25 protein-coding genes are annotated in these 21,742 nt (G+C 67.4%); 9 read left to right on the top strand and 16 right to left on the bottom strand.

Features of this window, described 5'->3' with window-relative positions:
* From QE394_RS09890 to QE394_RS09845, 10 genes are all read right to left on the bottom strand, one after another.
* Complete coding sequence (locus QE394_RS09890; protein ID WP_349034409.1) at positions 1 to 690, bottom strand: 3-oxoacid CoA-transferase subunit A; 690 nt, start codon at positions 688 to 690, stop codon at positions 1 to 3.
* A gap of 5 nt (positions 691 to 695) precedes the next feature.
* Positions 696 to 1,910: a thiolase family protein gene (locus tag QE394_RS09885; protein ID WP_349034408.1), complete on the bottom strand. Its 1,215-nt coding sequence runs from the start codon at positions 1,908 to 1,910 to the stop codon at positions 696 to 698.
* A gap of 83 nt (positions 1,911 to 1,993) precedes the next feature.
* Positions 1,994 to 2,458 carry a 4-carboxymuconolactone decarboxylase gene (pcaC, locus tag QE394_RS09880; RefSeq protein WP_349034407.1) on the bottom strand — a complete coding sequence of 155 codons (465 nt, stop codon included), beginning with the start codon at positions 2,456 to 2,458 and terminating at the stop codon, positions 1,994 to 1,996.
* Complete coding sequence (locus QE394_RS09875; RefSeq protein WP_349034406.1) at positions 2,455 to 3,273, bottom strand: alpha/beta fold hydrolase; 819 nt, start codon at positions 3,271 to 3,273, stop codon at positions 2,455 to 2,457. The genes pcaC and QE394_RS09875 overlap by 4 nt, the downstream gene beginning before the upstream one ends.
* Positions 3,266 to 4,738 (bottom strand): lyase family protein, encoded by a 1,473-nt coding sequence (locus tag QE394_RS09870; RefSeq protein WP_349034405.1) that lies wholly within the window; start codon positions 4,736 to 4,738, stop codon positions 3,266 to 3,268. Before QE394_RS09870 ends, QE394_RS09875 begins: the two co-directional genes overlap by 8 nt.
* Positions 4,735 to 5,313 carry a protocatechuate 3,4-dioxygenase subunit alpha gene (pcaG, locus tag QE394_RS09865; protein WP_261618951.1) on the bottom strand — a complete coding sequence of 193 codons (579 nt, stop codon included), beginning with the start codon at positions 5,311 to 5,313 and terminating at the stop codon, positions 4,735 to 4,737. Before pcaG ends, QE394_RS09870 begins: the two co-directional genes overlap by 4 nt.
* A 16-nt stretch (positions 5,314 to 5,329) precedes the next feature.
* On the bottom strand, positions 5,330 to 6,208 hold the full coding sequence (pcaH, locus tag QE394_RS09860) for a protocatechuate 3,4-dioxygenase subunit beta (RefSeq protein ID WP_349034404.1): 879 nt from the start codon (positions 6,206 to 6,208) through the stop codon (positions 5,330 to 5,332).
* 45 nt (positions 6,209 to 6,253) lie between these two features.
* Positions 6,254 to 8,128, bottom strand: coding sequence for a TIM barrel protein (locus QE394_RS09855; RefSeq protein ID WP_349034403.1), 1,875 nt, complete (start codon positions 8,126 to 8,128; stop codon positions 6,254 to 6,256).
* A complete protein-coding gene (locus QE394_RS09850; RefSeq protein WP_056080419.1) occupies positions 8,128 to 9,009 on the bottom strand; it encodes a shikimate dehydrogenase in 882 nt (293 codons plus the stop codon). The genes QE394_RS09855 and QE394_RS09850 overlap by 1 nt, the downstream gene beginning before the upstream one ends.
* A 124-nt stretch (positions 9,010 to 9,133) precedes the next feature.
* Positions 9,134 to 10,018, bottom strand: a complete 885-nt coding sequence (locus tag QE394_RS09845; protein WP_349034402.1) for an IclR family transcriptional regulator — start codon at positions 10,016 to 10,018, stop codon at positions 9,134 to 9,136.
* 229 nt (positions 10,019 to 10,247) lie between these two features.
* Between QE394_RS09845 and QE394_RS09840 the strand changes: the two genes are divergently transcribed.
* The gene (locus QE394_RS09840) at positions 10,248 to 11,567 is read left to right on the top strand and encodes an MFS transporter (protein WP_056080415.1); all 1,320 of its coding nucleotides are present in this window, start codon (positions 10,248 to 10,250) and stop codon (positions 11,565 to 11,567) included.
* A 190-nt stretch (positions 11,568 to 11,757) separates the two neighbouring features.
* Here the strand turns inward: QE394_RS09840 and QE394_RS09835 are convergent, their stop codons facing one another.
* Together QE394_RS09835 and QE394_RS09830 are read right to left on the bottom strand one after the other, a co-directional pair.
* Positions 11,758 to 12,846: an ATP-dependent DNA ligase gene (locus QE394_RS09835; RefSeq protein WP_349034401.1), complete on the bottom strand. Its 1,089-nt coding sequence runs from the start codon at positions 12,844 to 12,846 to the stop codon at positions 11,758 to 11,760.
* A 75-nt stretch (positions 12,847 to 12,921) separates the two neighbouring features.
* Positions 12,922 to 13,845, bottom strand: coding sequence for an AEC family transporter (locus QE394_RS09830; RefSeq protein ID WP_261618944.1), 924 nt, complete (start codon positions 13,843 to 13,845; stop codon positions 12,922 to 12,924).
* A 147-nt stretch (positions 13,846 to 13,992) separates the two neighbouring features.
* On the opposite strand from QE394_RS09830, the gene QE394_RS09825 reads away from it, so the two are divergent.
* Entirely contained in the window at positions 13,993 to 14,502 is a 510-nt protein-coding gene (locus QE394_RS09825; protein ID WP_261618943.1) for a GNAT family N-acetyltransferase, read from the top strand.
* Between the two features lie 11 nt (positions 14,503 to 14,513).
* Positions 14,514 to 15,740: a pyridoxal phosphate-dependent aminotransferase gene (locus QE394_RS09820; protein ID WP_045732635.1), complete on the top strand. Its 1,227-nt coding sequence runs from the start codon at positions 14,514 to 14,516 to the stop codon at positions 15,738 to 15,740.
* A 10-nt stretch (positions 15,741 to 15,750) separates the two neighbouring features.
* Here QE394_RS09820 and QE394_RS09815 read toward each other — a convergent pair whose 3' ends face one another.
* Positions 15,751 to 16,155, bottom strand: coding sequence for a hypothetical protein (locus QE394_RS09815; protein WP_349034400.1), 405 nt, complete (start codon positions 16,153 to 16,155; stop codon positions 15,751 to 15,753).
* Positions 16,156 to 16,305: 150 nt separating this feature from the next.
* Here QE394_RS09815 and QE394_RS09810 point away from each other — a divergent pair, with 150 nt between their 5' ends.
* Entirely contained in the window at positions 16,306 to 16,542 is a 237-nt protein-coding gene (locus QE394_RS09810; protein WP_261618941.1) for a hypothetical protein, read from the top strand.
* 88 nt (positions 16,543 to 16,630) lie between these two features.
* Here the strand turns inward: QE394_RS09810 and QE394_RS09805 are convergent, their stop codons facing one another.
* From QE394_RS09805 to QE394_RS09795, 3 genes are all read right to left on the bottom strand, one after another.
* Complete coding sequence (locus tag QE394_RS09805; RefSeq protein ID WP_015939011.1) at positions 16,631 to 16,918, bottom strand: MoaD/ThiS family protein; 288 nt, start codon at positions 16,916 to 16,918, stop codon at positions 16,631 to 16,633.
* A complete protein-coding gene (locus QE394_RS09800) occupies positions 16,911 to 18,017 on the bottom strand; it encodes an exo-alpha-sialidase (RefSeq protein ID WP_349034399.1) in 1,107 nt (368 codons plus the stop codon). Before QE394_RS09800 ends, QE394_RS09805 begins: the two co-directional genes overlap by 8 nt.
* 72 nt (positions 18,018 to 18,089) lie before the next feature.
* Entirely contained in the window at positions 18,090 to 18,290 is a 201-nt protein-coding gene (locus tag QE394_RS09795; RefSeq protein ID WP_056080394.1) for a hypothetical protein, read from the bottom strand.
* Positions 18,291 to 18,577: 287 nt separating this feature from the next.
* Between QE394_RS09795 and QE394_RS09790 the strand changes: the two genes are divergently transcribed.
* From QE394_RS09790 to QE394_RS09770, 5 genes are all read left to right on the top strand, one after another.
* Complete coding sequence (locus QE394_RS09790) at positions 18,578 to 19,309, top strand: hypothetical protein (protein WP_349034398.1); 732 nt, start codon at positions 18,578 to 18,580, stop codon at positions 19,307 to 19,309.
* A 110-nt stretch (positions 19,310 to 19,419) separates the two neighbouring features.
* Complete coding sequence (locus QE394_RS09785) at positions 19,420 to 20,169, top strand: class F sortase (RefSeq protein WP_349034397.1); 750 nt, start codon at positions 19,420 to 19,422, stop codon at positions 20,167 to 20,169.
* A 52-nt stretch (positions 20,170 to 20,221) separates the two neighbouring features.
* Positions 20,222 to 20,737, top strand: coding sequence for a universal stress protein (locus QE394_RS09780; protein WP_261618937.1), 516 nt, complete (start codon positions 20,222 to 20,224; stop codon positions 20,735 to 20,737).
* Between the two features lie 301 nt (positions 20,738 to 21,038).
* A complete protein-coding gene (locus tag QE394_RS09775) occupies positions 21,039 to 21,404 on the top strand; it encodes a metal-sensitive transcriptional regulator (RefSeq protein ID WP_056080386.1) in 366 nt (121 codons plus the stop codon).
* Between the two features lie 73 nt (positions 21,405 to 21,477).
* Positions 21,478 to 21,717 carry a heavy-metal-associated domain-containing protein gene (locus tag QE394_RS09770; protein ID WP_056080383.1) on the top strand — a complete coding sequence of 80 codons (240 nt, stop codon included), beginning with the start codon at positions 21,478 to 21,480 and terminating at the stop codon, positions 21,715 to 21,717.
* Positions 21,718 to 21,742 lie beyond the last annotated feature (25 nt).

Here is a 21,742-nt window from a genome sequence, read left to right as displayed (position 1 = left end):
TCAGGCCGCCTTTTCTGCCGTGTTGCCGCTGCCGGCAACTTTGACGATGCTGTTGACGTAGATCCCGGGGGTGACCACGTTTTCCGGGTCCAGCCCTCCGGTGGGCACGATCTCGGCGACCTGGACGATGGTGTGCTTGGCGGCCGCAGCCATGATCGGGCCGAAGTTCCGGGCGGTCTTGCGGTAGACCAGGTTGCCCTTGCCGTCGGCCCTCAGGGCCTTGATCAGGGCGACGTCCGCATGGATCGGTGTTTCGAAGACCTGGCCGCGCCCGTCAATGATCCGGGTTTCCTTGCCCTCGGCCAGCATTGTCCCGTACCCGGTAGGGGTGAAGAACCCACCGATCCCGGCCCCCGCGGCGCGGATCCGTTCGGCCAGGTTGCCCTGCGGCACCAGCTCGAGTTCGATTTCCCCGGCCTTGTACTTGGCATCGAAGTGCCAGGAATCGGACTGCCGCGGGAAGGAGCAGATCATCTTCTTTACCCGGCCTTCCTTGATCAGCAGCGCCAGGCCCTGGTCCCCCTGCCCGGCGTTGTTGTTCACCACCGTCAGCTCCTTGGCCCCGCACTCAAGCAGCGCGTCAATCAGCTCAAACGGCTGCCCGGCGTTCCCGAACCCGCCGATCATCACCGTGGAACCGTCCTTGATCCCGGCCACGGCATCGGCCACGGTGTCTACGAAATTCAGCATCTCTCTCAGCCCTTCACTGGTTTTGCCGACGGGGCGGCCGTGACGTTTTCGAGGACAACGGCCAGGCCCTGGCCCACGCCGATGCAGATCGCCGCAACACCCCAGCGTTCCCCGGAGGCCTGCAGGGACCGTGCCAGGGTGCCCAGGATCCGGGTGCCCGACGCACCCAGCGGATGGCCCATCGCGATCGCCCCGCCATGGGCGTTCACGATCCCCGGGTCAATACCCCAGGCGTTGATGCAGGCCAGGGACTGCGCGGCAAACGCTTCGTTAAGTTCGACGGCGCCCACCTGGTCCCAGCCGATGCCCGCCTTCGCGAGGGCCTTGTTCGCCGCCTCCACTGGGGCGTACCCGAAGAACTGCGGATCATTGCCGTGCGCCCCGCGCCCGGCGATACGTGCCAAAGGCTCCAGCCCGAGCAGCCCGGCGGCAGCCTCACTGCCCACCCAGGCCGCGGAGGCGCCGTCGGACAACGGCGACGCGTTCCCCGCCGTCACCGTCCCGCCCTCCGCACGGAACACGGTCTTCAGCCCGGCAAGCTTCTCCGCCGACGAACCGGCACGGATGCCCTCGTCCCGCACCAGGTCCGTGCCCGGCACCGGCGCCACAAGGTTGTCGTAAAAACCCTCGTCCCAGGCCGCGGCGGACAGGTTGTGCGAGGCGGCGGCGAACTCATCCTGCGCCTCCCGGGTCACCCCGTACTTCTCCCGCAACCGTTCGGTGGCCTCGCCCAGGGAGATGGTCCATTCCTTCGGCATCGACTTGTTCACCAGGCGCCAGCCCAGCGTGGTGGACGCCAGCGTCATATCCCCGGCCGGGTACGGCTTCTCCGTCTTCGGCAACACCCACGGCGCCCGGGACATCGACTCCGCCCCACCCACCAGGACCAGGTCGGCGTCGCCGGCATTAATCTGCCGCGAGGCGATGATCGCCGCGTCCAGCGAGGAACCACACAAACGGTTCACCGTGGTCCCCGGAATCGAGACCGGCAGGCCCGCCAGCAGCGTACCCATCCGGGCGATGTTGCGGTTCTCCTCACCGGCGCCGTTCGCGTTCCCGAACACCACCTCATCAATCCGCTCCGGATCAAGCGAAGGGGCCCGCTTCACGGACTCCCTGATCACATGCGCAGCCAAATCATCCGGACGCACCCCGGCAAGGCCGGAGCCGAACTTACCGAACGGAGTGCGCACCGCATCGTACACAAAAGCCTGGTTCATAACTTGTTCCTCTGGTTTGCGTCTGGGATTCCCAACTAGGTAGCAGTTAATGTCGTTTTGGAGGCCCATAACGACATCTGCTGCTACCTAGTTGGGTGGGGTTCGTTGGTGTGGGTTGCGTCCAGCTCACGGAACACCTGCTGGGCGGTTTTGAAGGCCGTGTTGGCGGAGGGGACGCCGCAGTAGATGGCTGTCTGCAGCAGGATTTCCTTGATTTCATCCCGGCTGAGACCGTTCCGGAGGGCCGCCCGGATGTGCATCGCGAGTTCCTCCCAGTGGCCGTGGGCCACCATGGCGGTGATGGTGACGGCGGATCGCATCTGCCGGGTCAGGCCGGGCCGCGTCCAGATTCCGCCCCACGCGATCCGCGTGATCATGTCCTGGAAATCCTCGGTGAAGCCGTCCTTGGCGGCGTTGGCCCGGTCCACGTGCTCGTCGCTGAGGACTTCGCGCCGGACCGCCATGCCGCCGTCGTAAATTTCCTGGCTGGTAGCGCTGGGCTGGACCACGCCGTTGCGCGCCGGATCAGGCTGTCCGGGGCCGCTCACTTTGCTGCCACCTGTGATTCGGCCCAGCTGATCAGCCCGCGCATCAGCTCGGCCACGTGGGCCGGAGCTTCGGCAGGTGCCAGGTGGGCGACGCCTTCGAGGGTCACGGCCGTGGCGGTGCCGCCGCCACCGGTGATTCCTGCGGCCACGTCGGCGGCCATCGACGGCGTGGCCACGCCGTCGAGCGCACCGGCGATCACCTGGGTGGGAACCCGGATGCTGCCGAGTTCGGCCCGGACATCGAACGCTGCCAGCGCTTCGCAGCAGAACGCATAGCTGAAGCGGTCGGCATCGCGCAGGGCGTGCAGGAGGCGGCTGCTCAGCTCCGGCTGGCTGTCCATGAACCCTGGGGCGAACCAGCGCTCGGCGGAGCCCTGGATCATCACCGGAGTGCCCTGGGTCCGAACGGTTTCGGCGCGTTCCAGCCAGCCTTCGGGCGTCCCGATCTTGGCCCCGCTGTTCTGCACGGACAGGCTATTCAGCCGTTCACCGTGCCTGATGCCCAGCTGCAGGCCCACCGCGCCGCCCAGGGAGACGCCGGCGTAGTGGAAGTTTTCACCGGGGGCGATGGAGTCCGCCAGGTCCACTACGGCGTCAGCCAACGCAGCGACGTCGAACGTTTCGGTAGCTGCGGGTGAGACGCCGTGGCCGGGCAGGTCCCAGGCCACCACGTCATAGTCGGTGCCGAGCAGGGACACGGCCCTGTTCCAGAGGATGGAGGAGGTGCCCAGGGACGGACCCACCAGCAGGAGGGGGTGCTCGCCCAGGGGTCGTTGGGGGGACAGCAGCGCTGCCTTCAGGGCCGGCTTAGCCACGGGAAGCTCCATTCGCGTCGGTAGGGGTATCAAATTCGGGAAAAGCCGCCAGGATGCGGTTGGCGATTCCTGCCGCCTGGCCCAGGTAGTTGGCAGGATCCAGGAGTTCCTCCAGCCGGGCATCGGAAACGACGACGGCGGGGACGGCCCCGCGGAACAGCTTGCGGTAGGTGCCGGCCTGCTCAGCGGGGGATGCCTGGAGGGTCCGGTCCACCACGTCCTGCAGCTGCTGCTTGCCGCTGCGGCCGTCCTGGTCTCCGAGCAGGGGCGCCACCGCGGCGCTGACGCCTTCGGCCAGCAGCAGCGGGCCGGAGAGGTCAAGGTTGCGGCGCATGGCATCCGGGAACACCTGCAGCCCTTCGGCGAGTTCGCGGGCGTGGCCGGCTGCGCCGAGGGCCAGGGCCAGCAGCTGGCGCAGGGCCGGCCACTCGGTGTGCCAGGCGCCGTCGGGGCGTTCGTCGTTGAAGTTGGCGGCTGCCACGTGCAGCTGGGCAGCCAGCTGTGGTGCCTGCAGCGCGGCGCTGCGGACCAGGACGGACAGCACGGGGTTTTGCTTTTGAGGCATGGCGGAGGACACTCCCCGGCCGGCCGCGCGCGGCTCGGCGAGCTCAGCCACCTCGGGCCGGCTCAGGAACAGGACGTCGGCGGCGATCTTGCCGAAGGCGTCCAGCACGGAAGCCAGCGCATGGCCCAGGGAGGTGATAGCCAGGCGGTTGGTATGCCAGGGTGCCGGGGCCGGTACCAGGCCCAACTGGTCAGCCAGCGCGCCGGCAAGGGTGAACGGCGTGGAAGGGGCGCCCTCCGTCAGCACGGTTCCTGCAGCAAGGGTTCCCGCAGCACCGCCGAACTGGACCGGGAACTCCAGGGCTTCCAGTTGCCGGCCTGCGGCAGCCACGCCCTGGAACCACTGCGCAGCCCGCAGCCCGAAAGTATAGGGAAGCGAATGCTGCGTCAGGCTCCGGCCCACGCACAGCGTGTCCGCATGCTGCCCCGCCAGGTACGCGAGCGCCGTCGTGGTGCCCTTCACGTCAGCGAGCACGGCGTGGACCGTGTTCCTGGCCAGCAGCATCAGGGCCGTGTCCAGCACGTCCTGGCTGGTCAGGGAGGTGTGCACGGCTTTCCCGGCACCAACCCCGGCGGTGTCCAGCGCCGCGACGTTTTTCCGGAGGTCCGCCAGCAGCGGGATCACGGGGTTGCCGCCGCCCTGGGCTCGCCGGGCGATGTCCGCCACGTCGTAGCGCCCGGGCTCGGCAGCGGAGGCAACGACGGCGGCGGACCCGGCTGGTGCCAGTCCGGCGTGTTCCAGCACGGCGGCCCAGCCCGATTCGACAGCGAGGATTGCCGCCACCACGGCACGGTCACCGGTGAGCGCCGCCACCAGGGGCGACGCCGAGACGGGACTGAGCAGGGCGGCGTCGCCCCCGTCCGCGAAGGGGTGCAGATCCCCGGCAGCGGAGTGCGTCACTGGAAGTCCAGGAAGACCGTCTCGCCCTCGCCCTGGAGGCGGATGTCCCAGGTGAGGCCGCCATCGGGGTCGCGGCGGGCGATCAGCGTTTTGCGTCGCTCCGGGTCCAGCGAGCTGAGCAGGGGGTCGCTGGCCAGGGCTTCCTCGTTTTCGGGAAGGTAGATGCGGGTGAACAGCCGGTTGGTCAGGCCGCGGGCAAAGATGGCTACGGAAATAAAGGGCGCAGCCGCTGCTTTTCCCGGAACGGATTTCGTGGGGCCGGGGTTCACGGTGGTGAAGGTGTAGACGCCGGAGTTGCCCACGGCGCCGCGGCCCCAGCCGGTGAACGTGTAGCCGTCGCGGACCAGCGAGCCGGTGCGCTGGACCACGTTGCCCTCGCTGTCAGGCTGCCAGATTTCCAGGATGGCGTCCGGGATAGTTTGGCCGGCGCCGTCGTACACGGTGCCCTGCAGGCGGATGGATCCGGGCGAACCGGGGGCCAGCAGCTCGTTGTCCTTCTCGTACGGGAGCGCGTAGCCGTAGAACGGGCCCACCGTCTGGCCGGGGGTGGGAACGAGTTTGGTGGAGTTGCTCATGTGCGTGGTCCTCTGCCTATTCGTTGTCGTCGTCGCCGGCGGCACCCAGTGCCTCGTTTTCGGTCCAGGTCCGCTTGGCCCCGGTCAGGACGATGTCCCAGTTGTAGCCCAGGGCCCACTCGGGCTCGGTGAGGCTGTGGTCGTAGCTGGCCACCAGCCGGTCGCGGGCGTCCTGGTCCACGATGGTCTGGTAGATGGGGTCCAGCGGGAAGAGCTGGTCGCCGGGGAAGTACATCTGGGTGATGATGCGCTGCGTGAACTCGGTGCCGAACAGCGAGAAGTGGATGTGTGCCGGGCGCCAGGCGTTCAGGTGGTTCTTCCACGGGTAGGCGCCGGGCTTGATGGTGGTGAAGCGGTACGAGCCGTCCGGGCCGGTGATGCAGCGGCCGATTCCCGTGAAGTTGGGGTCAATGGGTGCCGGGTGCTGGTCGCGTTTGTGGATGTAGCGGCCGGAGGCGTTCGCCTGCCAGATTTCCACCAGCTGCCCGGCCACCGGGCGGCCGTCGCCGTCCAGGACGCGGCCGGCCACGATGATTCGCTCACCCTGGGGTTCGCCGTTGTGCTGGATGGTCAGGTCCGATTCCAGCGCGTGCACGTCCTGGTGCCCGAACGCCGGCGAGTACAGCTCGATGGTTTCCGGGTCCGTATGGTGCAGGCTCTTGGTGGGGTGGCGCAGGATGCTGCTCCGGTACGGCGGGTAGTCCAGGCGGGGCTGGGTCTCCGGCCGCGCTCCGTCCTTGAGCGCGCGCCGGTAGGCCTCGCCGAGGGAGTTGATCTCGGCACTGAGGTCGGCCTGGGTTTCGATGGCCTTGTCCAGCGGCAGGTGGGCCGCCTTCGGCTCGGCGGGCGGTACGGACTCGTCCGATTCAGGCTGGGCGTTGGTCTCTTCCGGCACGTCCGGCTCCTTTCTGGGGGTGTTCATTGATGCGTTGGGCAGATATCAGCGGTGGAGTGAGTCGTATTGGACGGCGTGGCGGACGGGCGCGTTCGGGGCGCCGTAGCCGCTGTAGTTTCCGCGGCGTTCAACCATTTCGAAGAACACGCTGCCCACGGTGGCTGTGTAGAAGTGCAGGAACTCGCCGTCCGCGTCCCGGTCGTACAGGAGATTGAGCTCCCGGAGCGTGGCCAGGAATCCGGGGTCAAGATCGAACCGGGCGTCCAGGTCCTCGTAATAGTTGGCGGGAATCTGCAGGAAGTCCAGGCCGCGGGCCCGGGCGGCCCGCGCCGCCGCCACGAGGTCGTCCACCGCGAAGGCGATGTGTTCCTGGTAGGTCTTCGGGCCGTGGGCCTGCTGCACCGGGGCGAGGTTCAGCACCAGCCGGACCGCGCCGTCGGCGGTTTCCATAACCTGGGAGCGGACCAGGCCGCTGGGGCTGGGGACCTCGGCGAACGGCTGCGGTTCGAGGGCGAGGGCGCTGGTGTAGAAGAGCACGGCCTCGTCGAAGTGCTGCCAGGGCTGGGCCAGGTTCACGTGGTCGATCACCGCGTTCTGTGCGGAACGGGCATGCTCGAGCCCTTCACCGAACTCGTGCGTCCACGCTGCGGTGCCGTCCGGGCTGCCCTGGCAGAGGAAGATCTCGGTGGTGTCCGGGGCGGAGATGCCCTGGAAGACTTCCTCGTCGGCCTGGACCCGGCGGGCCACCACCGGCGCCTTGAGCTGCTGGGCCCGGGCGGAGGCAATCACGGGGGAATCGACGTCGAAACCCAGGGCCGCGATGGACGGCTCAGCCTGCGAGGCCGCCTGTTCGTTGATGATGACCCGCGCCTGCCCCATGGACCACAGCTGGACATCCTTGGTACGGTGCCGGCCTTCGAATCCGAAGCCGAGCTGGCCCAGGAGCCTCTCCAGCTGCGCGGTATTGTCCGCCTTCACCTCGGCAAAATTGAAGCCCGCGGGTTGGTTCACCTTGGGGAGGGTGGCCAGTTCCATGGGATAACGACGCCGGAGCGTGGCACCGCCGGACGGGGCACTGGCCGCGCCGTTCCCGGCGTTGTCGGCGAGCCACTTGGCGCTCTGTTCCTCCAGCCAGATGAGCGAGCGCATCGCGTCGACTGCGGTGCGCTCGGTGTCCGACTGGCGGAAGACATCGTTGAAGACCTCCAGCGACACCGGACCGGTGTAGCCGGCGCGGACCACGTGGCCCATGAACTTGGCGAGCTCGAACTGGCCTTCGCCCGGAAAGACCCGGTAGTGGCGGCTCCAGGACAGGACGTCCATGGAAAGTTTGGGGGCATCGGCCACCTGGACGAAGAAGATCTTCTCCGGGTTGATCTTCTCGATCGGTGCGGTGTCCCAGTCGCGGGACAGGATGTGGAAGGAGTCCAGGCAGGTGCCAAGGTTGGGGTGGTCCACCATCTCCACCAGGCGGTAGGCGTGTTCGTAGTCGTTGACGTACTTGCCCCAGGCCAGCGCCTCGTAAGCCACCTTGATGCCGTGGTCCCCGGCCAGCCCGGCGAGCTGTGCGAGCTGTTCGGCACGGACGCCGTCGTCATCGATCGTGGCCGTGGCAACGTTGGAGCACACCAGGATGGTGTCCATGCCCAGGCGGGACATGAGCTTGAATTTGGCCTCGGCGCGCCGGAGGTTGGCCTTGAGCAGGTCCGGCGTGACGCCGTCGAAATCCCGGAACGGCTGGTAGAGGTCAAGGCCGAGCCCCAGGTCTGCGGCCATTTTCCGCACGTCTTCAGGGCTCAGCGGCGAGGTGACCAGGTCCTGTTCGAAGATTTCGATGCCGTCGAAGCCCGCAATGGCGCAGGCCTGCATCTTTTCCTTCAGGGTGCCGGAGAGGCAGACGGTGGCGATACCCGTACGCATCAGGCGGCCACCTCCTCGGCTGCCACGAGCTCAAGGAAGTGCGAGCGCATCCGCTCGGGGTCGGCGTCGAGGCCGGTGAAGATCCGGAAGGCGTCGGCAGCCTGCCCCACGGCCATGCGGCCGCCGTCCAGGACCTCGCAGCCCTTGGCACGCGCGCCGCGCACCAGCTCGGTCTCGATGGGCCGGTAGACAATATCGGCCACCCAGTGCCGGGATTCGACCAGCTCCAGGTCCAGCGGAACGCCGGGGTGCGCGGCCATGCCCACCGGGGTGCAGTGCACCAGGCCGTCGGCCAGCGGCATGAGCTGCGGCAGCTCCGCCGTCGCCCGTGCCGTAACGGTGCTGTCCGGGAAGAACCCGGAAAGCTCAGCGGCGCGAGCGGCGGCACGTCCTGGATCCATGTCCACCAGGTCCAGCACTGTTACGCCCGCGCTGAGCAGGGCGTATGCGACGGCGGACCCGGCACCTCCCGCGCCGAGCTGCACCACGCGGTCCAGCCGCGCGCCGGGGAGACCCGAGGCGAGCGCGGCGGCGAAGCCGGAGAAATCGGTGTTGTGGCCAATGAAGCGGCCGTCCCGGATGACCACGGTGTTGACGGCGCCGAGCCGGCGGGCGTCGGGGCTCACCTCATCCAGGTGCTGCAGGACCAGCTGCTTGCAGGGATGCGTGATGTTCAGGCCGTTGAAGCCCAGCGTGCGGGCGCTGCGGAGGACCTCGCCCACTGAGTCCCCGGCCAAGCCGAGTTCGAGGAGGTCGATGGGGCGGTACAGGTAGCGCAGGCCCTGCACGTCACCTTCCCGTTCGTGCATGGGCGGGGTGAGCGATGGCGTCACGCCATCTCCGACCAGTCCCACCAGGTAGGACTCAGTTCGTTGGCTCATCCGTGCAGCTCCTTTGGTAACGGCACCGGGCCGCGGGGCGGCATACCGGTGACAGGGATTACAGTACAGCAATTGTTCATTCTGCGCACTAGTGTTCGTCTAGCGAACATCGGCGGCGCGGGGACTACCTTTGCGGAAGCCGCGCGGCCAGCTCGGCCGCCGCATCCTGCAGGAGCGATACATGCGCCTTCAGCTCGTCCAGGGTCATCCGGAAGACTGGAGCCGCCGTCGCCAGCGACGCAAAAACATGCCCCTGGCTGTTGAGCAGCGGGACGGCAACGGCACGCATGCCGATCTCGTTTTCCTCGTCCATCACGGCGTAGCCCTGGCGGCGCACCTGGTCGATCTCCCGGCGGAAGGCAACACGGTCCGAGATGGACTTTTCCGTCAGTGGTTCGAGCGGCAGCTCTGCGAGGAGCTTCTCGCGCTCGGCGTCTTCGGCAAAGGCCACCAGGGCTTTGCCGACGGCGGTGGCGGACAGCGAGCCCAGATGGCCAGGGTCGCTGGTCACCCTGAACATCTGCGGGCCGTCCACCTTGTTGACCGTCAGGTGGTGATGGCCGTCCCGGACGCTGAGGATGGTGGCCTCGCCGGTCCGTTCCGTGACCCGGCGAAGGACCGGCATGGCAGCTCCGGCAAACCCATGATGGTTGGAAACGCGCTGGCCCAGCTGGAAGATCCGCAGGCCCAGATGGTAACGCCGGCCATCCGGCTCGTAGTCCACGAAACCATCGCGGGCGAGGGAACCGAGGAGCCGGTAGGTGGTGCTGAAGGGCAGCTCCGCGCGCCGCGAAATCTCGGCCGCACTGGCCCCGCGCGGCTCATCACCCAAAAGCACCAGCAGGCCAAGGGCCTTGCCCACCATGTCGGTCCGCTCGGCGCTCTTCCTGCCCGCGCCCTTGGCCGCGGCGGGGGAATCACCCCGCACTCCGGGGGCGGCAGCGGGGCCACCTCCACCCGCAGGGTCCTCCTGGACGTCATCGGCCATTGTGGCTTGATTCACACTCATGCTTTGATGTTGCCACAATGTGAGAGCTATTTCTAGATGGTGATTATTTTCTTGACAAGTGACAGCCCTCACAGCCATCATTGCTGTATCGCACAAGTAGCTCTCACCATGTGGCTACTCGCTCGGGTCTTTAGAGGACTCCAGCCGCATCGCGCCCCGCCCGTACCCAGGCCGCGGCGGCTGCGACTCCTGAATCATCCGCGACAATGTCGTCACACAAAGGAACTCCATGAGCCAGACACTTCCTTCCGCCGGAGCGGGCACCGCCACGCACGCCGGAACCCCCAAGAAGGCTGCACTCGCCAGCTTCCTGGGCAGCGCCGTCGAATACTACGACTTCTTCATCTTCGGCTCGGCGGCCGCACTGATCTTCCCCACCGTCTTCTTCCCCAGCGCTGACGCCAATGCGGCCATCATGTCCTTCGCCACCTTCGGCTTCGCGTACGTTGCGCGGCCGGTTGGCGCCGTCATCCTGGGGCACTTCGGCGACAGGGTGGGCCGGCGGAAAGTCCTGATGTTCACCCTCGTCCTGATGGGTGCGTCCACCTTCCTCATCGGCTGCCTTCCGGACTTCAACACCGTGGGGTGGTGGGCTCCCGCACTGCTGGTGCTGGCCCGGCTCTGCCAGGGCCTCTCAGCCGCCGGCGAACAGGCCGGCGCTTCCTCCATGACCCTGGAGCACGCCCCGGACAACCGCCGGTCCTTCTTCACGTCCTGGACCCTGACCGGCACGCAGGGCGGCCAGATCCTCGCTGCCCTGGTGTTCATCCCCGTCCTCACCCTGCCGGACGAAATCAAGTACGGCATCGGCTGGCGCATCCCGTTCTGGCTCAGCGCAGTGGTGGTTGTGGTGGCGTTCTTCATCCGGCGCACCCTGCACGAACCGCCCGCTTTCGAGGAAGCCCAGAAGTCCGCCCAGATCTCCAAGCTTCCCGTCGCCGACCTGCTCAAGGGCCACTGGCGCGATGTTCTCCGCGTGATCTGCTGCGCCTTCATCGCCGCCGTGTCCACGGTGTTCGGCACCCTCGCCATCAGCTACGCCAAGACCGTGGCCGGCGTGGACGGCACCACCACGCTGTGGCTGGTCGTGGGCGCCAACCTGGTGGCCCTGGGCACCCAGCCGCTGTTCGGCATGCTGGCGGACAGGATCGGCCGCAAGCCCGTCTACATCTACGGCGCCCTGGCCAGTGCAGTGCTCACCCCGCTGTTTCTGCTGAGCCTGGAATCCGGCAATGTCCCGCTGATGTTCCTGGCCGCCATCGGCTACTTCTCCTGCGGTTACGCTGCCGCCAACGCCGTATGGCCGTCCTTCTACGCCGAAATGTTCAGCACCAAGGTCCGCTTCTCCGGCCTGGCCATCGGCACCCAGCTGGGCTTCCTGATGGCAGGGTTCGCGCCGGCCATCGTGGCCGCCATGGGTGGCATCAAGCCCGGCGGCTGGGTGCAGATCAGCATCTTCACCGCGGTCATCTGCGTCGTCGCTGCTGTTTCTGCCATGACGGCCAAGGAGTCGTACAGGATTCCCACCAAGCAGCTCGGCCTCAAGTAACGTACGTTCCTTCCCGGTCACTGACCGGACAAAGCCCGCCGCCTCCCGCAAAACCCGGAGGCGGCGGGCTTTTCCATGCCACCGGCAGCGGTGGGGCGCCGGTAACTGGGCAGGAGTGCACGACGACGCCCGCAGACCGGGTGCCCGGCGGCCGGTCCAGGCTGTGCCCAGCACCTGATGGTGTGGGCGGTCAGGCCTTGCCGGTTTCCAGCACGGAAGCCAGATCGAAGTTCACCGGCTCCTCCAGCTGCGCGTACGTGCAGGAGTCAGGGTCCCGGTCCGGCCGCCAGCGGTTGAACTGGGCGGTGTGGCGGAACCTCTCGCCTTCCATGTGGTCGTAGCGGACCTCCACCACCAGTTCGGGCCGGAGCGGCACGAAGGACAGGTCCTTGCCGGCGCTCCAGCGGCTGCCCTCGGCGTTGCGGGGTGTCCGCTCCCCTTCCTCCTGCTTCGCCCAGGCCCATGGGTGGTTGTCGAAGTCGGTCACCAGCGGCTGCAGTTCCTGGAAGAGCTCCTGCCGGCGCTTCATCGGGAACGCGCCGATCACGCCCACGCTGGCCAGGCCGCCGTCGTCCTTGTATAGGCCCAGGAGCAGTGACCCGATGACATCCGGGCCGCTCTTGTGCAGCCGGTAGCCGGCCACCACGCAGTCGGCGGTGCGCTCGTGCTTGATCTTGAACATCGTGCGCTTGTCCGGCTCATACGTCCCGTCCAGCCGCTTGGCTACCAAGCCGTCCAGCCCGGCACCTTCAAACTGCTCGAACCACTGCCCGGCGGTGTCCTTGTCTGTGGTCGCTGCGGTGAGGTGGACCGGGGCCTTGCTGGCCGCGAGCGCCTTTTCCAGGGCGGCCCGGCGTTCGGCGAATGGCCTGCCGGTGTAGTCGTCACCGTCCAGGGCCAGCAGGTCGAAGGCAACGAAGGAGGCGGGGGTCTGCTCGGCCAGGAGCTTCACCCTGCTGGCGGCGGGATGGATGCGCTGCTGGAGGGTGTCGAAGTCCAGCCTGTCACCGGAGGCACCAACCAGGATGATTTCGCCGTCCACCACGCAGCGGGGCGGCAGGTTTTCCTTGAGGGCTGCCACGAGTTCGGGGAAGTAGCGGGTCATTGGTTTTTCGTTGCGGCTGCCGATCTCCAGCTCGTCCCCGTCGCGGAAGATGATGGACCGGAAGCCGTCCCACTTAGGCTCGTAACTGAGGCCTCCGCCCTGGGGAATACCGTCGATGCCGCTGACGGCCTTGGCAAGCATGGGCGGGACGGGCGGCATCACGGGAAGTTCCATGTGCCCATTCTTGCCCGGCAAGTGGCGGCGGCGGTACCCCCGGCGGCGTGCGGCGCGGCGCGGCCTTCGCCGGACTCAGCCGGCCAGGAGCCAGACGATCAGGACCAGGACCGGGGCGGCTGCCGCCGTCGAAATGAGAATGGTCTCCCGCGCCACCGCCATCCCCCGGCCGTATCTGCTGGCGAAGAGGAACACATTCTGGGCCGGCGGGAGCGCGGCCATGAGCACCACGCCCAGGAGCATGTGCGGTTCCAGATTGAAGAGAAAGCGGCCCACGACGTAGGCCACCGCGGGCATCACGGCGGACTTCAGCGCGGTGGCGGTGAGGATTTCAGCCGTGTGCCCGCCGCTCCGGAGCATCCGCGTGCCGCGCAGTGACATCCCGAAGGCCAGCAGCACCACCGGCACCGCCGCACCGCCCAGCAGCGTCAGCGGCGCCATGACCGGTTCGGGCAGCTTCACGTGGAAGGCGGCCAGGACGGCTCCGAGGAGGGTGGCGATGATCATCGGGTTCCGGAAGGGCTGCGTCAGCATCAGCCGCGGCGAGAAGTGGCCTGCGGCGGAGAGGTCCAGGACGGTCAGGACCAGGGGAGCCAGCAGGAGCAGCTGGACCAGCAGCACAGGAGCCACCGGTGTGGCGTCGCCCAGGGCGTACAAGGTGATGGGGATGCCGATGTTGTTGGCGTTGACGTAGGAACTGGCCATGGCGCCCACGGCCGTGTCGGCCATGGGGCGGCGGAACCAGATGCGGCTTGCGGCGACGTACAACAGGGCGGTGACAGTGGCCGTGAGGAGGGCCAGCGGCACATAGGCGGAGAACACCACCGAGATGTCAGATTCCAGCACCACGGTAAAGAGGAGCACCGGGTTGGTGATGAAGAACGCGATCTTCGTCAGCGCGGAGACCGTGTGTTCGTCACCCAGTCCGCACCGCGCGGACAGGTAGCCCACCGCAATCACGGCGCCGATCACCGCCAGCCCCACCAGCACGCCGCCCATAGGGTACTTCCTTTCCCGTCCCGCGTTCCTGCCCCGCGCAGTCCCAGCGGTATTACAAGCACCAAACTTATCGGTCAAGTACTTCCCGCGTTGCATCGCGAGCCCATGTCCTCGACACAGACCGGCCCGGAAGGGTAGACGTTAACAATGGCTACGGTGCGTCCAGCGGAACAGGGGGACCTGCCCGGCATCCTCGACACCGACCGGCAAAGCGGACGGAATTCTTCGGCGACCGCGGCCCTGGCTGCTGCGCTGGCAGACCCGAACCGGCTCGTCGTGGTCGCGGAATCCGGGGGCGAGGTGGTGGGCTGGGGCAAGACCCACTACTGGGACTATCCGGACGGCCCCGCACCCGCCGGCCACTACCTTGGCGGCGTGACGGTCCGGCCATCGCAGCGCCGCCAGGGCGTGGGTGCCGCGCTCACGGCGGCCCGGCTCCACTGGATCTGGGACCGCACCCCGGATGCCTGGTACGTGGTCAATGCCGGAAACACCGCATCGATCGGCATGCACAGCGCCTGGGGCTTCGTCGAAGTGGCCCGCGCTGGGCAGTTTCACACCACCACGTTCGACGGCGGCACGGGACTTCTCCTGCGCGCGCACCGGCCCGGGCGGGGACTCGCGCAGGAACCGGCCTTCCGTCGTCGTGCTTTGTGAAAAAATCAACCATGCGCGCCATGCAACACTCCAGCAAACTCCAGAACGTCCGGTACGAACTCCGCGGACCCATCCTCCAGGCAGCCAAGAACATGGAGGCCGAGGGGCACCGGATCCTGAAGATGAACCTGGGCGATACTGCCCCGTTCGGCCTGGAGACTCCCGAGTCCGTGGTGGTGGACATGATCCACCACCTGCGGGGCGCCCAGGGGTACAGCGATTCGAAGGGGATCTTCTCCGCCCGGACAGCGATCTCGCAGTATTACCAGACCCGCGGCCTTATGAACATCGGCGTGGAGGACATCTTCATCGGCAACGGCGTCAGCGAGCTGATTTCCATGTGCCTGCAGGCCTTCATGGAGAACGGCGACGAGATCCTGGTGCCCGCACCGGACTACCCGCTCTGGACCGCCGCCGTGACGCTGACCGGCGGCACGCCGGTCCACTACCTCTGCGACGAGGCCGATAACTGGTGGCCCAACATGGCCGACGTCGAAGCCAGGATCACCAGCCGTACCAAGGGCATCGTGATCATCAACCCGAACAACCCCACCGGTGCCGTCTACCCGCGCCGCATCCTGGAGCAGTTCGCCGACCTCGCCCGCAAACACAACCTGGTCCTGTTCTCCGACGAGATCTACGAGAAGGTCCTCTACGGGGACGCCGTGCACATCCACACAGCGGCCGTGGCCGAGGACGTGTGCTGCCTGACCTTCAGCGGCCTCTCCAAGGCCTACCGGATGCCCGGCTACCGGGCCGGCTGGGTGGCGGTCACCGGACCCCTCGCAGCAACCGCCGCCTACCGGGAAGGCCTGGAACTGCTCGCCTCCCTGCGCCTGTGCCCCAACGTCCCGGCCCAGCATGCCATCCAGACCTGCCTGGGCGGATACCAGAGCATCGAAGCCCTGGTGCGGCCCGGCGGCCGGCTCCGTGAGCAGCGCGACCTCGCCTACAAACTGCTGACCGCCATCCCGGGCATCACCTGCGTCCCCGCGGCGGGGGCCATGTACCTGTTCCCGCGCCTGGACCCGGAACTGTACCCCATCGCCAGCGACGAGCAGTTCGTCATCGACCTGCTCAAGGACCAGAAGATCCTGGTGTCCCACGGCACGGCCTTCAACTGGCCCACCCCGGACCATTTCCGCTTCGTGATCCTCCCCTCCGTCCTGGACATCGAGGAAGCGGTCCGCCGGATTTCGACGTTCCTGGCGAGCTACCGCAACCGCGAAGCGGCGTAAAGGCAGGGGGTCAGGGACGGCCCTTGGCCCTTGCGGCCTCGACCAGCCGTTCCGCCTCAGCCACGATCAGCCCCTGCACCGGCGGCGGGATGGCCGCCCCGCGCCGGCCGCTGCCCTCTTCTTCCCGGATTCCTACGGCCAAGGCGCTCATCAGGTCCGCATCCTCGGGGGTTGCCAGGTCGCTGCCGATGAGCTGGACCAGCACTTTCAGTCCCGCGAGCCTGCGTTGCGGGTCACGGCCGTCCAAGGCAGCATCAATAGCCCACTGTGCCCGTTTCCACCATTGGTCCCGGCGATCGGCCCTGTCCCGCTGCCGGTATGCCAGGTAGGCAACAAGGACGACGCCGAACGTCGCCAGGGGCGCCAGCGACGCCGCCCCGAGCACCACGGCCCAGATCCCCTGCAGAATCTCCATGGCACCACCATAGGCGCGGCCCGGACATTTACGGGCCCGGCGCCAAGAACTAACCGGCAGCTAACCGCGGGGAAACGGGGACGCAACATTCGCAGCCCACACTGGTGAATGCAGGCAAGAGCCGGCACCAGCTCCAGCCAGGAGGCCCCGATGTTGAAGAAGGCGACTACGCATGTAACCAGAGTCCGCACCCTGGACCAGCTCCACCGCGGTGACGAAATCGAAGCCCGGCTGTCCGTGGGGCCCTCCTACGACGATGTGGTGATCCGCCGCGGCAGCGTTCAGGAAACAGCGCCAGGAATCGGCGTCGTCTGGATCCTGGACCGGATCACGGGCCTCCGCAAAGCCATCAATACGGACGAGTGCACGGTCTGGCGCGTCGCCTGACCCATTTTTTGACGCACGACGGCGGCACACCAGTGGCGCGGCATCGGGCGCAGTCAGTAAGGACTGCCCGCAGCCGCGGCGGGAACCGTCAGCCGCCGGCCACCGACTGGATCACCAGCACCTCCTGGCCCGGGGAAACTTCGGTATCCAGCCCCTGCAGGCGCCGTACCTCGTCACCGTCCACGTAGACGTTCACGAACCGGCGCAGCGCACCTGTTTCATCCCGGAGCCGCCGGGCGAGCACAGCGAACCCGGCAGTAACCGAATCGAGGAGCTGCCCCACGGTCACCGGCCCGTCGGCGGGCGCAGTCAGCACGGACTGCCCGCCGGCCAGTGGCTGGAGGACACTGGGGAGCACCACCGTAATGTCAGGCACCGGCCACCACTGCCGCCCGGACACACAGGACGTCGGGAAGGTGCGCAATCACCTCTGAGAACGTTTCTCCCTCGTCTGCGCTTGCATACACCGTTCCGCCGCGGGTGCCGAAGTACACCCCGGCCGGCTCGGCGGTATCCACCGACGCGGCGTCCCGCAGCACACTGTTGTATTCCTTGCCCGGCAGGCCGTTGCTGAGCCGCTTCCACGAACTTCCGGCGTCGTCCGTCCGGTGGACGGCAAGTTCCCCGTCCGGAGGGATGCGTTCGCCGTCGGCTTTCAGCGGAACCACCCAGGCCGTTCCTTCCCGGCGGGGGTGCGTCAGCATGACGAATCCGAAATCCGCCGGCAGGCCATCGGCGATCGACGTCCAGGTGTCCGCATTGTCGTCCGTGCGGTACACGCCGTGATGGTTCTGGGCGTACAGTCGGCCTTCCACGGCGGAATCAGCCGCGATCTTGTGGACGCACTGGCCAAACTCGGGGTTGGGGTCCGGCATGAAGTACGCCGAGATCCCCTTGTTGCGGGGCTCCCAGGAGGTGCCGCCGTCGAGCGAGCGGTAAACGCCGCCGGTGCTCATGGCGACGTGCACCGTGTCCCCGGCGGGATCGACGACGATGGAGTGTGCCGCCGCACCGCCGTAGCCGGCGCCCCAGTCGCTGCGGTGCGGGTGGTCCCAGAGGCCGCGGTTCAATTCGAAGTGTTCACCGCCGTCCGTGGATTTCCATACGGAGATGGGTTCGGCGCCTGCCCACACCACGCCCGGCCGGGATTCTGCGTCAGGGTAGATCTGCCAGACGCGTTCCACGGCGGCCCCGGTGTCCTCGGGAAACCTGATGGCCCCCTGTTCGGGTTCGGACCAGGTTGCGCCCAGGTCGTCCGAGTGGGCCACGGTGGGTCCCCAGTGTTCGCTGCGGACTCCCACCATGATCCGGGTGCGGCCACCCCTGGTGTCGATCCCGACGCTGGGAATCTCCGCCATCAGGAAGTGGGGGCCGGTGAAGGACCATTCGCGCCTGTCCTGGCTGGTGGCCAGCCACAGGCCTTTCTTGGTCCCGATCGCTAAGACAAAATTCTCTGCGGTTGCCATGCCCACCATGCAACCACCGCCGTGTTCAGGCTGCAACGGTTTTGGAGGCACGGAAAAGGGAAGGGCCGTCCAGCCAGCTGCCTAATCGACGAACTCGGACTGGGTTTCGATGAAGTCCCAGTCGGCGGCCGTCAGCACGGCTGCAGGGTTATCCGGGTGCGGTCCGCCGGCTTCGGCGATGCCCTGGAGCACCGGCAAGGGCAGCTCACCCGTCCGAAGGTTCTCCCGGAGCCATTCCTTGCTGTCCAGGTCAAGGTCCAGCCACCACATGAAAATTTCCATGCCAGATCCACCCGCCTTTCTTTGAATTCAACGTTAGGCGCGGGCGAATTCCGGGACAAGGCTCCGCCCTCCCCCGCAGGTAGTTGCGGGCAAAGATCGGGTACCGGCAAGTGACCCGGCCGCCGGCGGGTCCGGAAAAGACGAGTACACCCTACTGAGGACCTGCCCCGGGCGCCGCCCCTAGCCTGAAAACTCAAGCAAGCTGACCGTGCTGCTGGGGCAACGGGCGCCACCGCTGGCCTTTCCCCACCATGGTCCGTTTCACGACAAAAATTGGGGAGAGAACAATGAAACGCACCATTGGAACACTCGGCGCCGTGGGCCTGGCGGCACTCGTCGTCGCCGCCCCCGCCGTGGCCGACCGCGGCTGGAGCGATGACGCTAAGATCATCATCTGCCACGCGGGCTCGGGCTCGAATGCCAAGCACTACACGGTGAACTCGGTTCCGGTCCCGTCGTTGAACGGGCATGGCCATCACGGCAACGACATCATTCCGCCCAACGACGGCCTGAAGTACGGGCAGAACTGGGACGCTGCGGGGCAGGCGATCTACAACAACGGCTGTGCTGCGGCGCCTCCCGTCGACAACCCGCCCGTCGACAACCCGCCCGTGGACAACCCGCCCGTGGATAACCCGCCGGACGACAACCCGCCCGTGGATAACCCACCGGTCGACAACCCACCGGTCGACAACCCACCCGTCGTCAATCCACCCGTGGACAGCCCACCGGCGGTCATCCCGCCGGCGGTGACGCCCGTTGTCCCGCCCGCCGCAGCTCCGGCAGTGGTGACTCCGGTGGTGCCCGCCCAGCCCGCAGCCACCCAGGTGCAGCCGGCAACGGGAGCATTGGCCGCTGCACCCGTCAGCAGGGGAACCAACCAGGGCTTCAACGCCCAGACCGCCGTCGGCGGCAACCCGGCATCACCCGCCTGGCTGGGTGGCATCGGCGCATTGGTCGCCGCCGGAGCTGCCGTGGCCATCCGCCGCCGGTCGGCTTCCTCCCCGACGGCCCCCTGACGCCGTCGTCAACGCCGCAACCCTGCGGCCCCTGACAAGGAAGGCGTTCCGCCAGTGCCCGGCGGGACGCCTTCCTTCCTACCCCCCCAGCGACCCAGCGGAGGAACGCCATGGCCGAAGAGAACAGCCGCCGCGCGGGGCGGCCAAGGCGGCCTTGGCGTCGCCTGAACCGCGCTGACCTGGCGATCCTCCTCTGCGGCGTCACGGCGGCCATGGGCATCACGTTCGGCGGCCCGCTCCTGCAGCAGAGCCAGCCTCCCGCCGTCGTCAACGCCGTGGCGGCCGCTCCGGCCACCGCCGAACCCGTCCCTTCCGCCACTCCCGCATCTGCTGCCGCGTCCAGCGGTACGACGCCGGCACTTGGCACGCCTGCCACAGGGATGCCGGAGCAGGCGGCACCGGAGCCTGCACTCCCTGAAGCGGCGGCCCCGGTCCGCATCAGTTACCCGTCCGCCGATCTCGACGTTCCGGTCCACCCGCTGGAACCTGATTCCGCCGCGACGTCCAGCCAGACCATCGTTCCGCCGGAAACCAAAGACGCTTATTGGCTGACGCCCTACGGAACACCCGGCAGCAACTCCGCCAACACCACGTACGTCATCGGCCACAGCTGGGACGGCGCGGACGCCCCCTTCAACCACCTGAGTTCAGCGGCCCGCGTGGGCGACACGTTCACCGTGGAGACCGGCACGGGAGCCATCCCTTACCGGGTGGACAGCGTGACCACCTACGTGAAGGCCAGCCTCAAGGACAGCCCCATCTGGGACATGGTCCCCAACAGGGTGGTCCTCATCAGCTGCTACACGCAGGATCCGTGGGGGAAGAACGTGGTGGTCACCGCCTCTCCCGCGGTTCCCTGAGAAGGGCCGGCGGGACCTGTTCACCTGCCGCATCCCGGGCGGACAATGGGCTATGACATCGGAACGGTTCAGCGGCACCGCCCCGCTGCTGGTGGGCATCATGCCGAAGCAGCACCCGGAAGTCCTCCACACCGCTGCCAGCCTGGCCGCCCGGCTAGGCCAGCCCCTGGTCTGCGCGTATGTGGACGAGGCCAGCTACCTGGTGGAATGGGACCCGGCACGCTCCGCCCACCGGCTTTCCCTTCATCCGGACGCCGACGACGAGGACATCCGCGCCCTGACCACCGGGCTGAAGGCGGACATCATGGCAGCTGTGGATAAGGTCCCTGCCGGCAGCGGAACGGTGGCATGGACGCTGCGCACGCTCGCCGGGGATCCCGCGCGGGCGCTGGCCCGGCTGGCCGCCGAAACCCATGCGCCCATGATTGTGGTGGGCACCTCGGAACGGGGATTCTCGCACCGGCTTTCGGAGGCACTCAACGGGTCCGTGGGTGCCTGGCTCAGCCACCACCAGAGCCTGCCGGTACTGGTGGTTCCGTACAGGATGCCCGCACACCAGGACAGCTGAAATCACCGCAGCCAGCGGGGAATGGGGCGTAAAAGCGCGTCAAAGTGGGCATCAAACGGGGCCCGATAAATAAAGCGAAAGTAATTATTCCGGGTGCTGGCGGAGTCCCCTACCAGACAGTAAGCTGAGTCAAGCAGGCCGGTTCCGCGAAGAGTGGATGCCGGGTTTGCCCAAGAGCTGCTCCGGAGTGCGTATCCCCCAATAACGCACTCCGGAGCTTTTTTATGCCCTGGACGCGCCCGCTTCGTATACCCCCAGGGGGTACTTGCGCCGATACCCCATTGGGGTATAGGTTGATGCCATGGACGCCACTGAAGAAGCAGAAGCTGCGCCGCCCACGGAGCGGGCACAGGAGCAGGCGCAGCATGCACCGGAGCACGGGTACACGGCTAACAAAGACGCCTACCTGCGCCGTCTCAAACGCATTGAAGGCCAGGTCCGGGGCATCGCGCGGATGGTGGACGAGGACAAGTACTGCATCGACATCCTCACCCAGGTTTCCGCCGTCACCAAGGCCCTGCACGCAGTCAGCCTGGGGTTGGTGGAAGAGCACATCGGCCACTGCGTGGTGGGCGCCGCTGCTGAGCCGGACCCGGAAGCACGCGCCGAGGCCATCGATGCCAAAGTCAAAGAAGCTGCGGAAGCCATCGGCCGCCTCCTCCGCTGACGGCCAGCAAATTTTTCACGCCCCGATCCACTACCCATACCGGCCACCCGCCGGACGCCACGAAGGAGCAGCCATGAGCACCACCTCCCCCACCACCACGAAAGTCAGCGTCTCCGGCATGACCTGCGGCCACTGCATTTCCGCCGTCAGCGAGGAGCTCGAATCCCTCACCGGCGTCGAAGCCGTGGACGTGGACCTCAACGCCGGCGGCATTTCCACCGTCACCATCACCTCCACGGGCAAACTGTCACCCTCCGAAATCGGAGAAGCCGTGGCCGAGGCCGGTTACCTGGTCGTCGCCAACGAAGCGTAGGACCCCCGCACACCGCACCAAACCT

Origin of the sequence: Pseudarthrobacter sp. SORGH_AS 212 (genome assembly GCF_030818145.1) — a bacterium.
Lineage (GTDB): Bacteria > Actinomycetota > Actinomycetes > Actinomycetales > Micrococcaceae > Arthrobacter.
The sequence above is the reverse complement of the archived record's forward strand: the minus strand, read 5'-3'. Positions and strand labels throughout refer to the sequence as shown.

What these genes read in the sequence shown, in the direction of transcription:
- QE394_RS09890 (WP_349034409.1), bottom strand. Translation starts at nt 690, where the DNA reads ATGCTGAATTTCGTAGACACCGTGGCCGATGCCGTGGCCGGGATCAAG.
- QE394_RS09885 (WP_349034408.1), bottom strand. Translation starts at nt 1,910, where the DNA reads ATGAACCAGGCTTTTGTGTACGATGCGGTGCGCACTCCGTTCGGTAAG.
- pcaG (WP_261618951.1), bottom strand. Translation starts at nt 5,313, where the DNA reads ATGAGCAACTCCACCAAACTCGTTCCCACCCCCGGCCAGACGGTGGGC.
- QE394_RS09855 (WP_349034403.1), bottom strand. Translation starts at nt 8,128, where the DNA reads ATGCGTACGGGTATCGCCACCGTCTGCCTCTCCGGCACCCTGAAGGAA.
- QE394_RS09850 (WP_056080419.1), bottom strand. Translation starts at nt 9,009, where the DNA reads ATGAGCCAACGAACTGAGTCCTACCTGGTGGGACTGGTCGGAGATGGC.
- QE394_RS09845 (WP_349034402.1), bottom strand. Translation starts at nt 10,018, where the DNA reads ATGAGTGTGAATCAAGCCACAATGGCCGATGACGTCCAGGAGGACCCT.
- QE394_RS09840 (WP_056080415.1), top strand. Translation starts at nt 10,248, where the DNA reads ATGAGCCAGACACTTCCTTCCGCCGGAGCGGGCACCGCCACGCACGCC.
- QE394_RS09835 (WP_349034401.1), bottom strand. Translation starts at nt 12,846, where the DNA reads ATGGAACTTCCCGTGATGCCGCCCGTCCCGCCCATGCTTGCCAAGGCC.
- QE394_RS09830 (WP_261618944.1), bottom strand. Translation starts at nt 13,845, where the DNA reads ATGGGCGGCGTGCTGGTGGGGCTGGCGGTGATCGGCGCCGTGATTGCG.
- QE394_RS09825 (WP_261618943.1), top strand. Translation starts at nt 13,993, where the DNA reads ATGGCTACGGTGCGTCCAGCGGAACAGGGGGACCTGCCCGGCATCCTC.
- QE394_RS09820 (WP_045732635.1), top strand. Translation starts at nt 14,514, where the DNA reads ATGCGCGCCATGCAACACTCCAGCAAACTCCAGAACGTCCGGTACGAA.
- QE394_RS09815 (WP_349034400.1), bottom strand. Translation starts at nt 16,155, where the DNA reads ATGGAGATTCTGCAGGGGATCTGGGCCGTGGTGCTCGGGGCGGCGTCG.
- QE394_RS09810 (WP_261618941.1), top strand. Translation starts at nt 16,306, where the DNA reads ATGTTGAAGAAGGCGACTACGCATGTAACCAGAGTCCGCACCCTGGAC.
- QE394_RS09800 (WP_349034399.1), bottom strand. Translation starts at nt 18,017, where the DNA reads ATGGTGGGCATGGCAACCGCAGAGAATTTTGTCTTAGCGATCGGGACC.
- QE394_RS09795 (WP_056080394.1), bottom strand. Translation starts at nt 18,290, where the DNA reads ATGGAAATTTTCATGTGGTGGCTGGACCTTGACCTGGACAGCAAGGAA.
- QE394_RS09790 (WP_349034398.1), top strand. Translation starts at nt 18,578, where the DNA reads ATGAAACGCACCATTGGAACACTCGGCGCCGTGGGCCTGGCGGCACTC.
- QE394_RS09785 (WP_349034397.1), top strand. Translation starts at nt 19,420, where the DNA reads ATGGCCGAAGAGAACAGCCGCCGCGCGGGGCGGCCAAGGCGGCCTTGG.
- QE394_RS09780 (WP_261618937.1), top strand. Translation starts at nt 20,222, where the DNA reads ATGACATCGGAACGGTTCAGCGGCACCGCCCCGCTGCTGGTGGGCATC.
- QE394_RS09775 (WP_056080386.1), top strand. Translation starts at nt 21,039, where the DNA reads ATGGACGCCACTGAAGAAGCAGAAGCTGCGCCGCCCACGGAGCGGGCA.
- QE394_RS09770 (WP_056080383.1), top strand. Translation starts at nt 21,478, where the DNA reads ATGAGCACCACCTCCCCCACCACCACGAAAGTCAGCGTCTCCGGCATG.